The following is a 14,523-nucleotide window of genomic DNA, read 5'->3' as shown; positions in this document are numbered from 1 at the left end:
GCGTCAGCAATTTTATCAGGCTGCAAGAACTTAGTTTGTCGCGCCCTGTTCCCTTCGAACTTTGAGTTTTCTCTTCACGCGGTCAGGCCGCCATGACGGTGAGACATCAGCGACCGGATGCCGCGTTGCCGTGCACGGAACAGGTCGATGACGAGCGGGTTATTCGACCTCACGGATAGGAGAACCATGTGAAAGTGTTCATTTACGGCACCCTGAAAAGAGGCTTTGCGCTTCACGATAAGGGGCTTGGGAATTCGGAATATATCGGGGATGTAGTGACGGTCGAGCCCTACCCCCTGTTGATAGCAGCACCATTCTACGGGCCGATGATGCTCGAACAACCGGGAACCGGTTTGCAGGTGACAGGGGAGTTGTTTGAAGTCCCTGAAAACGATCTGCCGGTTCTGGATAAGCTGGAAGACGTTGGTGAAGAGGGAAGTTTCCGGGCAATGCTCAAGGTTCAGGCATCGGGTGGCGGTCTCGTTCATGATGCCCTTGTCTTTCTGAAAGACGAGAACTGGCTCGACCCCATCCATTCCGGTTTCCTGTCCGCCTATAACGACCGCAGATTTATCCCGCCATGGGACCGGTAACGACAAGACAAGAGGGACGTCACGATGCGCTACGAGGCAAAGCCCGGCGATGTCAGCCTATTCGAAAATGAAAAAGCCGGCCACGAGCGCGCACCGGACCACCGCGGCTATTTCATCGCTCACAGAGATATCAAGGCCGGAGAAAAGATCGAAATGGTGCTGTGGGCCGGAAGGCCGAACAGTTCGCGCTCCTTTGGTGGCAGACTATCCGACGACCAGAAGGGGAGCGCGTCGGCGGTTCCCGATCCGGTTGATCTGTTTGGCAACCCTTTGCCAAAGTCACCGAAAGGATGACACTGCGCACTCGTTCGATTTGACGTCTCAAACCACGGCGGTGCTCTCGCTCCGCGTCTCGGTGGAGGAACTATGGCTCCGGTTGCTGGTTACGGGGCGAGTCAACGAGAGAGATACAGTGATGAAATTTGGACTTCTTGGCGTCGCGTCGGTCGCGACCGCGGTATTCTTGAGCAGCGCAGCCTATGCACAGCAGGGCGATGGAACCGAAGTCCAGATCACGACCAACGTGTTCAAGCCGAACAAGATTCCGGCAACCGCGGAACGGATCGCCACGTTGAAGGCGCCGGAAGGTTTCACCGTTGAGCCTTTCGCCCAGGGTCTCGGAAACAGCCGCATCATCGCCGTGTCGGATAAGGGCTATATCTATGTCAGCCGCCGCGAGGAAGGCGACGTGCTGCTGCTGAAGGACGAGAACGGCGACGGCAAGGCCGACGGCGCACCGGTGAAAGTGGCAGCGCGTGCGCAGGCCCACGGTCTGGCAATCAAGGATAACAGGCTGTACCTCGTCACGGTCAAAGAGGTGTTCGTCGCGGACATCAAGGACGACGGCACGCTCGGGCCACTTGAAATGATCATTGGCGATCTGCCGGATTCCGGACAGCATCCCAACCGCGTCATGGAGTTCGGTCCTGATGGCATGCTCTACATCAGCGTCGGTTCCACCTGTAACGCCTGCAACGAAAGCAATGCCGAAAACGCAACGGTGCTCCGGACGACCCCTGATGGCAAGAGCCGCACCATCTTCGCGTCCGGCCTTCGCAACACGATCGGCTACGACTGGAACCGCGAGACCGGTGAACTTTGGGGGCTCGACCATGGCATCGATCTCCTCGGTGATGAGGTGCAGGCAGAAGAGCTCAACCTCATCGAACAGGGAAAGCAATATGGCTGGCCGCATGTTTACGGAGCAGGCGACATCTATCCGCAGTCGACACCGGTCGGCGGGGTGACCAAGGAGGAGTGGAAGGCGCAGAGCGATCCGATGAAACTCGGCTACACGGCACACGCAGCCCCCATGCAGATGAAATTCTACAGCGGAACGTCGTTTCCGGCCGAGTTCTCGGGCGATGCGTTTGCAACCATGCGCGGATCCTGGAATCGTAACCCGGCATCCGGATACGAGATTGTTCGCATTCACTTCGAAAATGGCAAGCCGAAATCCTTCGAACCTTTCGTCACCGGCTTCCTCAGCGATGGTGGCAAGACGCATTTTGCACGACCGGTCGGACTGGCCGTCGCCAAGGATGGCGCCTTGCTGATGGCCGACGATGCAAACGGTGTCATCTACAGGGTGGCTTACACCGGCGACGCGCAAAAGGCACAAGCGCAGCCCGCTGCGCCCGCTGAACCTATGAAGGCGCAGGCCGCCAAAGGTATCGATGTGCCACTTGCCATGGATCGCCCGGAGACCAAGACGGAAGGCAGCGTATCCGTCTCGTCCTCGTCTTTTGACAACGACGAACTTATGCCGCAGCGTCATAGCGAATATGCCGAGAGTGTCTCACCGGCGATCAGCTGGAAGACCGTCCCGAAGGCTGCGTCCTACGCGATCATCGTAGAGGATCCAGGCTCCTCACCGACCAAGCCGTTTGTTCACTGGCTGGCATGGAATATCCCGGCGACGGTGACGTCCCTGCCGGAAGGGTTGCAGGAACAGCTCCGCCTCGTCGAACCGGAAGGCGTCCTTCAGGGCCGCAACACATCCGGCAGTCACGGCTATTTCGGACCGAAGCCGCCGGCCGGCGACCAGGCGCATCACTATCACTTCCAGGTTCTTGCGCTCGACGAGATGCTGGCTCTTCCCCCGACATCCGACCGGGATGCTCTTCTCGCCGCAGTGGCCGGTCATGTGATCGGCAAGGGTGAGATCGTGGGTCGCTACCAGCAGAAGGTCGATCCTGCGAAGAAGTAAGGCTTCGTCCGATCACGCCCCGCTGCAACGCTGAGCAGCAAGCGATGTTTTTGGAGGAGGAGGCCGTATTGGAATCAGGCGGCCTCTTCTTCGATTGCGAGGTCTCGCAACAGGGTGTGGATCTGCTCGCCGCTTAGCCGCGACGGATCGAAACCGCTTGACGAGCCGACGTCGGCGAAGCGCTTTGCGTGGGCTTCGGATGTCCCGATAAAACCCATTGCCCAGTTCGGGAAATACCGATTGCTGATCGGGTCCACGGCCAGCAGCGAAACTTCGCCGTGGCGTTCGTCCTGCTGGATGCGCTCGAATGCGGCTTCTACCCGCTCGAGCGGACCTTCCAAAACCTGGGCGAAGCAGCCCGCGTTGAACAGAAGCGCCCCGGTGATCTCGTCACGCAGATTGTTCACCCGGCTTTTCGCCAGGATCTCGTCGACGTTTGAGCTAAACGCCGCGCCATCGTCGCCGATCTGGTTGCGGCTGTAGTAGACCAGGCGATACAAGCTGTTATCCATTATCAGTTCCCCTCTATAAAATGTGTTGTGCCAGGAACGCCGGAATCTGATCCGTGCCCATGGGCCGTCCCGTCAGGTAGCCCTGCACATGGGTGCAGCGTTCGCCTCGAATGCGCGCCAACTGTTCCGCCGTCTCGACGCCTTCAGCCGTGATCGACATCCCAAGGCTCGTCCCGAGACTTGCGATTGATCGCAGGATCGCCTCGCTGTCTGCGTCGTCACAGGCGACAAACGAGCGATCGATCTTCAGTTTGTTGAACGGAAACTTCTGCAGGTAGCTCAAGGACGAATAGCCAGTGCCGAAATCGTCCATGGAGATTCTGACGCCAAGCGCGCGCATGGCATTAAGCGTCTGGATGACGTTATCCGTGTCATCGAGCAGGGCGCCCTCGGTAATTTCGATTTCCAGGCGATGGGCTGGCAGTCCCGAGTGCCTTAGCGCCGATGCGACCGTTTCCAGCAGTGTGTCCGCTTTGAACTGAAGCGGCGAGACGTTGACGGCGACAATCATATCATTCGGCCAGGACATGGCCTCCAGGCAGGCCGTGCGCAACACCCATTCGCCGATCTTGACGATCAGGCCGTTTTCCTCCGCAAGCGAGATAAAGGAAAGAGGCGGGATGTTGCCTTTGACGGGATGTTCCCAGCGGAGCAGGGCCTCAAAGCCATCCACGCGTTTGGTCGAGACATCGAGGAACGGCTGATAGTTCAGCTTGAACTGCTTCAGGGCCAGCGCGCGGCGGAGATCGATCTCCATTTCCCGACGTCCGAGGAGTAGAGCGTCCATCCCACTTTCGAACATGCGGTAACGTCCGCGCCCGGCCTTCTTTGCCTCATAGAGAGCAAGATCACCGTTGCGGAGCAGGTCGTCTGGCTGGAGCGCATCAGCGCCAAAGGCGACCCCGACGCTTGCGCCGATATTGATTGTGTGACCGTTCAGAACATAGGTGCGGCCGACAAGGTCCACGATCCGCGAAGCGAGTTTTTCGGCCGCAGCAAGATCATCGACATCATGCTGGAGGATCACGAACTCGTCCCCGCCAAGACGCGCAACGACATCGCTTTTGCGGCACGCGGCCTTGAGGCGGTCGGCCACCTTTTTCAAAAGAAGGTCGCCTGTTGCATGTCCCAGCGTGTCGTTGACCATCTTGAAGCGGTCAAGATCGAGGCAGTGGACGGCGATCGATGAAGATTTAAAACCGTTGCTCAAAGCGGACGACAGGTGCGACAGCAAGGCGTTCCGCTTGGCAAGGCCCGTCAGTTCGTCGACATCGGTCTTGATGGCGATGCCCTGGTTCTGCGATGCAGGTCGCAGGTCAACGAGATACTGCCCGTCGTCGAAAGAGACGAACGCGGCATCGAAGCTCTCACCGCTGTGGATGGACGTGACTGAAACCGGGGCGCAGCTGGTGTCGGGCAGGTCTGTGCCCAAGCCCGTAAAAAGCGCGTGGACGGCGCCCCCGGGAAATGCGCCGAATGAGACTTCGCTCGCCTGGTTGGCGTAGACGACGAGACCATCGGATCCGACAACCAAGACCGGGCGCGGCAGCAACTCAAGTATTTTCTCGGTGTTGAGAAGCTGAAACGGATGAGGTTCCAATGTGTGGAGGATAGACGTCACAGCGTTCATGGTCGGTTACCGTTCGGAGTTGACCGAGAGGTAATCCGCAAACGTTTCCAGGCAATGGATGCCAAGCCCCGGAACATGACTGTTTGTCGAGAGAGGGTTATCGGATTGCTAAAGATGGACTGATGGCGGCAGGAAGGGCACGCCGCGCAGGATGCTCGCCTCTACTTCCGGCAACCTGAACGTGAGACTACCCAACCTAGATTAGGTAATAGGAATATATTATTGATCAACGCTTAAATGTATTTTTACAAAGGCTTATTCTTGTTTTTTGCCAAGTCTTAATTACTAATTTAACAATTGTTTGCGATGAAGGTTGACCAATCACCTGTATCGCAAGGCTTCGTGATGTTCGATTTTTTCGGCGCAAACTCTAATCAAATCCTTTCGGCCTTAGACCTGTCCTTCGCGATCATCGAGTTCGATACCGAAGGACGCATATTGCGAGCCAATACAAACTTCTGCGATCTGATGGGATATAGCGAGCAGGAGATTATCGGTCAGCACCACCGGATTTTTGTCGACGGAGATTACGCTGCAACGCCTGAATACAAAGCCTTCTGGAGCAAGCTTCAGGGCGGCACGTTCGAGTGCAGCGAATTCAAGCGCATTGCGAAAAACGGCCAGGAAATCTGGATCCGCGGCAATTACAATCCGGTGAAGAATGGCAGCGGCAAGGTCTTGAAGATCATCAAGTTTGCCAACGACATCAGCGAAACAAAGATGAATGGGCTCGACAGCGCAGCCAAACTTTCAGCCGTTTCCCGCGCGCAGGCAACCATCGAATTCACGCCCCAGGGTGAAATCCTTACCGCCAACGACAACTTCCTGTCGGCGCTCGGATATTCCTTGAACGAGATCGTGGGTAAGCATCACCGGATCTTTATGGACCCGACCGAAGCGGCATCCCCGCAATACACGCAGTTGTGGGAGCGCCTTCGCGGCGGCGAATATGTTGCCGACGAGTTCCGCCGCATCAGCAAGGACGGCCGTAGCGTTTACATCCAGGCTTCCTACAACCCTGTTTTCGATCCCAGTGGCAAGGTCATCAAGGTCGCCAAGTTTGCCACCGATGTTACCGGCCGGGTCGAGAACGTCGAGCGCCTCGCGGAAGGTCTGACGCGTTTCGCCGATGGTGACCTTTCGCAGCAAATTGCAAAGCCGTTTATTCCATCACTGGAGCGCCTGCGGACCGACTTCAATGCCGCGTCGCAGAAGCTGAAGCAGGCCATGGTGATGGTTGCCGAAAACGCGAAGGCAATTTCGGCCGGTTCGAATGAGGTTCGCACATCGGCGGACGATCTGGCGAAGCGGACCGAACAGCAAGCCGCATCGGTCGAGCAGACCGCAGCTGCTCTGGAAGAGATCACCACGACCGTGAAGGATTCCAGCCGACGCGCAGAGGAAGCCGGCCAACTGGTTGCTCGCACGAAGGAGCATGCCAACCATTCCGGTGACGTGGTGCGTGAAGCGATTGGTGCCATGGACCAGATCGAAGCGTCGTCGAAGGCAATCTCGAACATCATCGGTGTGATCGACGAAATCGCCTTCCAGACAAACCTATTGGCGCTGAACGCCGGTGTTGAAGCGGCGCGCGCAGGGGAGGCCGGAAAAGGCTTTGCCGTCGTTGCTCAGGAAGTGCGTGAACTCGCGCAGCGCTCTGCGACAGCGGCCAAGGAAATCAAGACACTCATCACGGCCTCCAGCACGCATGTCGGAAACGGCGTCTCGCTGGTCACGAAGGCAGGCGCCGCCCTGCGCGAGATCGCGACCCATGTCGAAGGTATCAACGGCGACATCACCGCGATCGTCGAAACCTCACGCGAACAGTCCACCGCGCTGACCGAAATCAACCGTGCGATCAACACGGTCGATCAGGGCACACAGCAAAACGCCGCGATGGTCGAGCAGCAGACAGCTGCGAGCCATGAAATGGCAAGGGAAGCGGCCGCGCTGTTCCAGTTGCTCGAACAGTTCAATTTCGACAACGATCGGGCCCCGGCCCAGACATTGCAGAAGCACAATCCGATCGCCCATCGCCCCGTCGCTTCAAGACCGGTCGCACAGCCCATTTCCGATCGCCCTGCAGCCGTCGCAATGCCGCGCAAGATTGCTAACGCCTCGTCTTCCGCTGCCCTGGCGGTTGCGGACTGGGAAGAATTCTGAGTTAACAATAGGCTCCAAGCCGTTGAAAATAAGCTGTTACCGCCGCGAGCCCGGATCACGCTCGCGGCGGTTTCGCCATCTCGTTTTGGTTTTCTAGACGTTGCGCTAATGTAGCAAAGCTCATCGCGTCAGATGCTTCAGTGTTGAAGCTTGATCGCGCGCTTACTGTATCTCGTTGACGTAGCGGTGGTCCGCAGTCGTCGCCCGGTGCGCAGAGATGAGCACTGGCACGGCCATCTGGTCGTAGGCCACTTCGTCGATCGTCATGACTGCGGCTGGAAGCGTCAGGTTCAGCCAGCGTGCATCATCCTCCGATGCCAGGTCCGCGCCGATCTGTTCACGGATCGCCGAAATCCGGATCCCGTAGTTTTCGAGGAGATGCAGATAAAAGAGCGGCGGGATGTCCTCCTGCTTCTGCGGAAAGCCGGGGACGCGCTCGCGCGGCAGCGTCAATGTTTCGTGCATGATTGGCCGGTCGTCGATATAGCGGACGCGGTGGAAATGCACGATCGGCCGGCCCGTTTCAATCTGCAGCTTCGCCGCTGTTTCGTCCGAAGCCTCGCCGAATTCCAGCGACGTGACCTTGGTAACGGATTTGCTCAGCGAGCCGTCCAGCCCGTGAAGACGAAAATACTGGAAGAACAGGCGCAATCCGTGCTGCGGTTTGCGTCCGGTCACGACGGTCCCGGTCTTGCGGCGTCGGCTCAAAAGTCCGTCGTTGGTGAGATCCATCAGCGCGCGTCGAATCGTTCCGACAGCAACGCCATAGGTTTGCGCCAGGGCGATCTCGCTCGGCAGCACGGAGCCGGGCTCCAGGGCGCCGATCATGATCGCCTCAGTGATCTGTCGTTTCACGACCTCATAGAGAGGCAGAGACAGGTCGCTCAGTCGGGCGGCATTTGCTGAATTATCAGGCAATGAATTGCCTCTTCTTTGGAGTTGACACGTGATGCCGATCTAGCTGTATTACTATATAGTTTATATTAATGAGCCGAGTTGTGAAGGCTGCCGGAATGCGGAGGACGACCGAGATGAGCCTAAAGCAACCAGGCACCACTTCTGAGCCCCTGACGTCTGCCATGGCAGCGATTGACCGCGATGTCGAGATGGCCGTGCAGGATCTTGCACGGATGGTTGCGGTCGACACCACCTTTCCACCGGGCGAAGGCTATGGCGCGTTTGCCGATCTGATGACCGAGTTGCTGATGCCGCTTGGCTTCGAATTCGAGCGCGTGACGGTGCCTCACGACCTCTGGCATGTCGAGGGCGGACCGGCTTCCGGCGAACGCATCAATCTCGTTGCAAGGCGCGAAACGGACAGGCCTGTCTGCGGTCTCTACTATCATGTCGATACGGTTCCGGTTGCTCCGGGCTGGAGCCGCGATCCGCTGAAGCTGACGGTCGAAGGCGATGACCTTTTCGGGCTTGGTGCTGCCGACATGAAGGGCACAATCGCTGCGACGCTTCTGGCGCTTCGGGCGGCACGCGAATGCGGCGTTTCTCTCGCTTACGATCCGATGCTGCTCCTGTGCACGGATGAAGAAGGCGGTCTGTATCCCGGCATTCGCTATCTCGCGGAACAGGGCATGCTCAAGGGGCATATCCTCAATTTCAACGGAACGGCCGCGCCACGCATCTGGGCGGGCTGCTTCGGGATCTTCAACCTGCAGGTCACGATTACGGGCCATGCGGTCCATGCCGGCGAGGGCAATCGCACCGGCGCGGGTGTGAATGCCATCGAGGGCGCCCTGCCAGTTCTGAATGCGCTCGCAGCGCTAAAGCCTGACGTGGCCAAACGCGCATCCAAGCTCGCGCCGCCGCCGCATGCAACCGGGCCGCTGCGGCCACAGCTGACCATATCCGCCGTCAACGGCGGCACAGCGGGCGGGCAGGTTCCGGCCGAGGTGAAGATCCTCGTCAGCCGTCGATATGCCCCGGAGGAAAGCTATGAGGACGCACGCGCCGAGATCGAAGCGACGATCCGAAATTGCATCGAAGGGACAGAGCTCGGGCTCAAAGTCGATCTTGTCGGCCATCTGATCCCGACCGACGATCCCGACGGCCCGCACTGGCCGCGCTGGCAACAGGCGCTATCGCTCGGCTTCGGATACAAGCCGGAAGACTTCCGCAAATGGGGCGCCGCCAGCTGTTCGGATTTCGGCTATGTCCAGAAGGCCGGCTTTGGCCCTGAAGTATTGCTCGGTGGCCTCGGCCGCCCGGAAAGCTGCATCCACAGCCCGGAAGAGCACACGACCCGACAGGACATCATCGCACTCGCAAAAAGCATTCTCGCCTATCTCGCGGCGGATTTCGCTGCCGAGGCCATGCCTGAAAGTCGCATATAGCCATACCAAGCAGCATCGAAGCATAAAGGGAACGATAAACATGCTGGAAATGAAACGCCGCTTCTTCCTGGCCGGCACCGCCGCCATTCTCGCAACGCCATCGCTGGGCTCTGCCCAGGCCGCAGCACCGGCCAAGGGCGGTACGCTGAAAATCTCCGTCGACCAGGCCGTCAGCGTCATCCACCCGCTTCTGACCCGCGTCAACCCGGAATACCTGGTGACCGAGCTGCTCTACAGCAACCTCACCCGTCTCAAGGTCGACATGTCGGTCGAGCCGGATCTGGCCGAAAGCTGGACACCGAACGAGGCGCTGACCGAATGGACGTTCAAGCTGCGCACCGGCGTTACCTTCCATGATGGCTCGCCGTTCACGGCCAAGGACGTCGTCGCAACCTTCAAGGCAATCCTTGATCCAGCGACAGCATCCCCCGGCCGCAACAATGTTGGCCCGATCGCCGATATCGTCGCCGTCGACGACGCAACCGTCATGTTCAAGCTGACCGGCGCCTATGCCGACCTTCCCGTTTCCATGGCCTATACGAGCGCCCGTATCATTCCAGCATCGATCGCCACCGGCGACCTCAAGAGCCTGTCTACCAAGGCCGTCGGCACGGGCCCGTTCAAGCTGGTCTCCTATGAGCCCGATCGCCTGATCGTCGTCGAGCGCAACGAGAAATATTACGACCCGGCTCGTCCCTATCTCGACCGCGTCGAAGTGCAGGTCTTCCCGGACATTTCCGCTGAAGGTTCCGCGATGATCTCTGGCGATATCGACATCGTCTCGACCATCCAGCCGACCGAATATCTGCGCCTCGACGGCAGCGATGGCGTCGATGTGCTGCGCACGCCGTCCGGCCAGTTCTGCAACATCAATTTCGGTTGCGATACGGCGCCGTTCAATGATCCTCGCGTTCGCCGCGCCATCGCACTGACTGTCGACCGGGAAGCAATGGTCGGTTTCGTCACCGAAGGTTTCGGAACGCAGGGTAACGACACGCCGCTCAACGGCTCCTACCAGTTCTTCAAGGGCGTGAAGCAGCGCGAGCAGAACATCGAGGAAGCCAAGAAGCTGCTTGCAGAAGCCGGGTTCCCGAACGGTTTTGAAGCCACCCTTGTCGCCTCCGACCGCCCCGCGGTCCGCACTCAGCTTGCCGTCGCGCTGAAGGAAATGGCGAAGGAAGTCGGCATCACCATCAACGTGCAGACGATGCCGCATGCGACATACCTCGAGCAGGTGTGGAAGAAGGGCTCGTTCTACGTCGGTTTCTACAACATGCAGCCCACCCCTGACGGCATCTTCAAGCTGCTCTACACGTCGGATGCCTCCTGGAACGAGACGCGCTGGAACAACAAGGCGTTCGACGCGCTGGTCAACGAAGCTCGTGGGACGATTGATACCGAAAAGCGGACCGAGCTCTATACTAAGGCGCAGGAGATCATGAACGAGGAGGTTCCCTCGATCATTCCGTCCTTCTTCGACGTGCTGTCGGCCAAGCGCAGCTGGGTTTCCGGATACGAGGCGCATCCGCGCGCATCCGTGTTCCGTCTCGACTATGTCTCGCTGACATCTGACGCACCGAAGCGCGGCTGATCTCGAAACCTGCCGGACGCCATCGGGCGTTCGGCTCTCTTGTCAGAGGAACACGACCCTGTCCCCGAATTACATAGCCAAGCGGCTGGTGATGATCGTCTACACGCTGTTCGTCGTGTCGCTGATCGTCTTTGCCATAACCCAGGTCCTGCCGGCCGATGCGGCCGTCATGATGTTGGGCGAAAACGCGACCCAGGAAGCGCTCGACGCGCTGCGGGCAACCATGGGCCTGAACGCGCCGATCTGGCAGCAGTATCTGACCTGGCTGTGGCATGTAGTTCAGGGTGATCTCGGAACTTCGCTGCGCACCGGCCAGCCGGTCGGCCCGGTCATGTTCGAAGCGCTCGGTCGCTCGCTGCTTCTGGCTTTCCTGTCGATCGGCCTGATGCTGGTTCTCGCCATTCCACTGGGCATCATCGCCGCCATCCGCCGCGGCAAGGTCGCCGACATGGTGGTGAGCCTGATCTCCTATGCGGGCGTCGCACTTCCCGAATTCGTGACGGCGACCATCGCCGTGCTGTTCTTCGCCGACTGGCTGAAGTGGCTGCCGCCGACCGGTTACGTGCCGCTGACCGAGGACTTTTCCCGCGGGATCGCCCATCTCGTCCTGCCCGTCTGCGTGATCTCGATCATCCTGATTGCCCATGTCTCGCGCATGGTGCGATCCGAACTGGTGGACGTGCTGCATACCGATTACATCCGCGCGGCGCGGCTGAAGGGCATTTCCCGTGGACAGGTTCTGCGCCGCCATGCGCTGCGCAACGCGCTTCTTCCAACGATCACCATCGTCGCGCTCGATGTCGGTTATCTGCTGGGCGGCGTCATCGTCGTGGAAGAGATCTTCGCCATTCCCGGCATCGGACGCCAGCTGATCGTCGCCATCCAGGCCCGCGACCTGCCGGCGATCCAGGCCGGCGTGCTGATCATGGCCGCCACCTATTCGATCGTCAATTTCATCGCCGACATCCTCTATGCCTGGCTCGACAAGAGGATCCAGTATGATTGATTTCACGAAACGTCTGTTGAAGACGCCGCAGGGCGCGATCGGAATTTTCCTCGTCGTGTTCGTGCTGCTAGTCGTCGTCTTCGGTCCCTTGGTTGCGCCGCACGATCCGGAAAAGCTGTCGCCTCTTGCCCGCTATAAAGGCCCGAGCCTCACCTACTGGCTTGGTACCGACCAGTATGGTCGCGACATTTTCAGCAGGCTCCTGATCGGAGCGCGGGCAACCGTCGTCATGGCCGTTCTGGCCACCATCGTCGGTACCCTGATCGGGGCGCTGATCGGAACCGCATCCGCTTTTCTCGGCGGTCGTGCGGACGAACTGATCATGCGCACCATCGATGCCGTCATGTCGATACCAAGCCTGCTGTTTGCCCTTCTGGTGGTCAACCTTCTCGGCTCCAGCACCGTCAATGCGCTGGTCGCCGTCGCCATCGCATTTGCGCCGGGCATGGCCCGCATCACCCGCAGCGTTGCGCTGTCGGTGCGCAAGCAGGACTATGTCAACGCCGCCGTCGCACGGGGCGAAAGTGCCGGCTACATCATCCGCCGCGAAATGCTGCCGAACGTGATTGCGCCGATCATCGTCGAGATGACCATTCGCGTGTCCTTCGCGGTGATGCTGTTTGCGACCTTGAGCTTTCTTGGTCTCGGCGCCCAGCCACCGGCTGCCGAATGGGGACTGATGGTATCGGAAGCGCGCCGCTACATGCATCTTTCCGCCGGCATCCTGATCTGGCCGAGCGTGGCGATCGCCATCGTCGCCGTCGGTTTCAACCTCCTGGGCGACGGTCTCCGCGATGCCCTCAATCCGCGGGCCTGAGGTGAAAATCATGACCAATACCGAACACACTTCGGCCGCTACCTCAGTTCTCACAATCGAGAACTATTCGCTCGATTACGAAACTACCAACGGCCCGTTTCACGCGCTGAAGAATATCGATCTCGCCATCAGCCGTGGCGAAATCCTTGGCCTCGTAGGAGAATCCGGGTCCGGCAAGACGTCGCTCGCATGGTCGATCATGCGCTACCTTCCGAAGAACGCCCGCGAGCCCGGCGGACGTATCCAGCTGGGCTCCGACAATCTGCTGGAAAAGGCGGAGCGCGAAATGGAAACGTTTCGCGGACGCCGTATCAGCATGGTGTTCCAGGATCCGAGCACGTCGCTCAACCCGACCCTCTCGCTCGGCAAGCAGCTGGCCGAAGTTCTCGTTCGCCACCGCGGCCTGTCCTGGCAGCAGGCGTGGACGGAAGGAGAGGCGCGGCTTGCCCATGTCGGGCTGAAGACGCCGGCGCAGATGATGCACCGCATGCCGCATGAGGCATCCGGCGGCGAAAAGCAGCGTGTCGTGATCGCGTCGGCCTTCGCCTGCAATCCCGAATGCATCATTTTTGACGAGCCCACCACGGCCCTCGACGTGATCACCTCCCGCCAGATCCTCGACCTCTTTGTCGAGCTGCAGGCCGAAACAGGTGTCGCCTCGCTTTACATCTCTCACGACCTTGCGCTGGTCGCCCGCACCGCCGGCCGCGTCGCGGTCATCAAGCGCGGCGAGATCGTCGAGCAGGGAACGGTGCGCGACATCTTCACCAATCCGCAACAGGACTATACCCGCGAGCTCATCAACGCGGTTCCCGATCCCGCCCGCCGGCTGGTGAACGATGATGTTGCCCCAACGGAAACGCCGCTGGTTGAGGTCGAGAATGTCAGCGTCCATTTCGGTCGCAAGCCGTTTCTCTCGGCACTGACCGGCCGGAAGACCGAGCGCGTGACCGGCAACAATGCGATCAGCCTCAGCATCAGTCCGGGAGAAATTCTCGGCATTGTCGGCGAATCCGGCTCGGGCAAATCGACGCTCGCCAAGGCCATGACCGGTCTCAACCGGTTCGAGGGCAAGATCCGCTTCGAAGGACGCGAGATCCGCAATCTCGGCGATATGGACAATGCCTATCGCAAGGACGTACAGATTATCTTTCAGCACCCGGATGCCTCGCTCAATCCGCGCCAAAAGATTTTCGAGATCGTCTCGCGGCCGCTGAAACTGTTCGGCGATGCCAGCGATCTTGAGCGACAGGTCGGTGACATGCTGGAACAGGTGCGCTTGCCGCGCACCCACGCAAGCCGCTATCCGCATCAGCTCTCGGGCGGCGAGAAGCAGCGCGTGGCGATTGCCCGTGCCTTCGCCTCCAAACCGAAGCTGGTCATCTGCGACGAGATCACCTCTGCGCTCGACGTCTCGGTGCAGGCGTCGGTCGTGGAGCTTCTGCTGGAACTGCAAAAGGCCAGCGGTACCGCATACCTGTTCATCACTCACGATCTCAACCTGATCCGCCAGATCGCCCACCGGATTGCCGTAATGTATCGCGGCGATCTGATCGAGGTGGTGAAGGCGTCCGAGATCGATAGTCCCGACCGGGCGGAATACACCCGCCGCCTGATCGAGGCGGTGCCGCGCGCCGCCGCTCAATACCAGTAATAC

Annotated in this window: 12 protein-coding genes; 9 read left to right on the top strand and 3 right to left on the bottom strand. The window is 59.5% G+C overall.

The genetic code is table 11. The annotated features are described in order from the left end of the window. The first annotated feature begins 188 nt into the window (after positions 1-188). The 3 genes from AC0JZ8_RS22095 to AC0JZ8_RS22085 all read left to right on the top strand — a co-directional run bounded on the left by AC0JZ8_RS22095 (position 189) and on the right by AC0JZ8_RS22085 (position 2,802). Positions 189-593: a gamma-glutamylcyclotransferase family protein gene (locus AC0JZ8_RS22095; RefSeq protein ID WP_062459546.1), complete on the top strand. Its 405-nt coding sequence runs from the start codon at positions 189-191 to the stop codon at positions 591-593. A 24-nt stretch (positions 594-617) separates the two neighbouring features. Beyond that, positions 618-887 carry a hypothetical protein gene (locus AC0JZ8_RS22090; RefSeq protein ID WP_471893571.1) on the top strand — a complete coding sequence of 90 codons (270 nt, stop codon included), beginning with the start codon at positions 618-620 and terminating at the stop codon, positions 885-887. A gap of 121 nt (positions 888-1,008) precedes the next feature. Continuing rightward, positions 1,009-2,802: a YbhB/YbcL family Raf kinase inhibitor-like protein gene (locus tag AC0JZ8_RS22085; protein ID WP_471893570.1), complete on the top strand. Its 1,794-nt coding sequence runs from the start codon at positions 1,009-1,011 to the stop codon at positions 2,800-2,802. 74 nt (positions 2,803-2,876) lie between these two features. Here the strand turns inward: AC0JZ8_RS22085 and AC0JZ8_RS22080 are convergent, their stop codons facing one another. Continuing rightward, complete coding sequence (locus AC0JZ8_RS22080) at positions 2,877-3,314, bottom strand: BLUF domain-containing protein (RefSeq protein ID WP_471893569.1); 438 nt, start codon at positions 3,312-3,314, stop codon at positions 2,877-2,879. Between the two features lie 13 nt (positions 3,315-3,327). After that, on the bottom strand, positions 3,328-4,944 hold the full coding sequence (locus tag AC0JZ8_RS22075; protein ID WP_471893568.1) for a putative bifunctional diguanylate cyclase/phosphodiesterase: 1,617 nt from the start codon (positions 4,942-4,944) through the stop codon (positions 3,328-3,330). A 345-nt stretch (positions 4,945-5,289) separates the two neighbouring features. On the opposite strand from AC0JZ8_RS22075, the gene AC0JZ8_RS22070 reads away from it, so the two are divergent. Beyond that, entirely contained in the window at positions 5,290-7,107 is a 1,818-nt protein-coding gene (locus tag AC0JZ8_RS22070) for a methyl-accepting chemotaxis protein (protein ID WP_471893567.1), read from the top strand. Positions 7,108-7,269: 162 nt separating this feature from the next. On the opposite strand, the gene AC0JZ8_RS22065 is transcribed toward AC0JZ8_RS22070, so the two are convergent. Then, entirely contained in the window at positions 7,270-8,025 is a 756-nt protein-coding gene (locus tag AC0JZ8_RS22065; protein WP_062459564.1) for a GntR family transcriptional regulator, read from the bottom strand. A gap of 161 nt (positions 8,026-8,186) precedes the next feature. Here AC0JZ8_RS22065 and AC0JZ8_RS22060 point away from each other — a divergent pair, with 161 nt between their 5' ends. Genes AC0JZ8_RS22060 through nikE form a run of 5 tightly spaced genes read left to right on the top strand, consistent with a single transcriptional unit; the run spans position 8,187 to position 14,520 of the window. Then, complete coding sequence (locus AC0JZ8_RS22060) at positions 8,187-9,452, top strand: M20 family metallopeptidase (RefSeq protein ID WP_471893566.1); 1,266 nt, start codon at positions 8,187-8,189, stop codon at positions 9,450-9,452. A 40-nt stretch (positions 9,453-9,492) separates the two neighbouring features. Continuing rightward, complete coding sequence (locus AC0JZ8_RS22055) at positions 9,493-11,043, top strand: ABC transporter substrate-binding protein (RefSeq protein WP_471893565.1); 1,551 nt, start codon at positions 9,493-9,495, stop codon at positions 11,041-11,043. Between the two features lie 58 nt (positions 11,044-11,101). Further along, positions 11,102-12,049, top strand: a complete 948-nt coding sequence (locus AC0JZ8_RS22050) for an ABC transporter permease (RefSeq protein ID WP_062459574.1) — start codon at positions 11,102-11,104, stop codon at positions 12,047-12,049. Next, on the top strand, positions 12,042-12,866 hold the full coding sequence (locus tag AC0JZ8_RS22045) for an ABC transporter permease (protein ID WP_062459577.1): 825 nt from the start codon (positions 12,042-12,044) through the stop codon (positions 12,864-12,866). The genes AC0JZ8_RS22050 and AC0JZ8_RS22045 overlap by 8 nt, the downstream gene beginning before the upstream one ends. 10 nt (positions 12,867-12,876) lie before the next feature. Next, a complete protein-coding gene (gene nikE, locus AC0JZ8_RS22040; protein ID WP_471893564.1) occupies positions 12,877-14,520 on the top strand; it encodes a nickel ABC transporter ATP-binding protein NikE in 1,644 nt (547 codons plus the stop codon). The last annotated feature ends 3 nt before the right edge of the window (positions 14,521-14,523 follow it).

This window comes from Velazquezella soli (genome assembly GCF_977018685.1).
The sequence above is the reverse complement of the archived record's forward strand: the minus strand, read 5'-3'. Positions and strand labels throughout refer to the sequence as shown.

Bases quoted from the DNA above. Each gene is read 5' to 3' on its own strand.
- AC0JZ8_RS22085 (WP_471893570.1), top strand. From the start codon at position 1,009: ATGAAATTTGGACTTCTTGGCGTCGCGTCGGTCGCGACCGCGGTATTC.
- AC0JZ8_RS22045 (WP_062459577.1), top strand. From the start codon at position 12,042: ATGATTGATTTCACGAAACGTCTGTTGAAGACGCCGCAGGGCGCGATC.
- AC0JZ8_RS22070 (WP_471893567.1), top strand. From the start codon at position 5,290: ATGTTCGATTTTTTCGGCGCAAACTCTAATCAAATCCTTTCGGCCTTA.
- AC0JZ8_RS22090 (WP_471893571.1), top strand. From the start codon at position 618: ATGCGCTACGAGGCAAAGCCCGGCGATGTCAGCCTATTCGAAAATGAA.
- AC0JZ8_RS22060 (WP_471893566.1), top strand. From the start codon at position 8,187: ATGGCAGCGATTGACCGCGATGTCGAGATGGCCGTGCAGGATCTTGCA.
- AC0JZ8_RS22055 (WP_471893565.1), top strand. From the start codon at position 9,493: ATGCTGGAAATGAAACGCCGCTTCTTCCTGGCCGGCACCGCCGCCATT.
- nikE (WP_471893564.1), top strand. From the start codon at position 12,877: ATGACCAATACCGAACACACTTCGGCCGCTACCTCAGTTCTCACAATC.
- AC0JZ8_RS22075 (WP_471893568.1), bottom strand. From the start codon at position 4,944: ATGAACGCTGTGACGTCTATCCTCCACACATTGGAACCTCATCCGTTT.
- AC0JZ8_RS22080 (WP_471893569.1), bottom strand. From the start codon at position 3,314: ATGGATAACAGCTTGTATCGCCTGGTCTACTACAGCCGCAACCAGATC.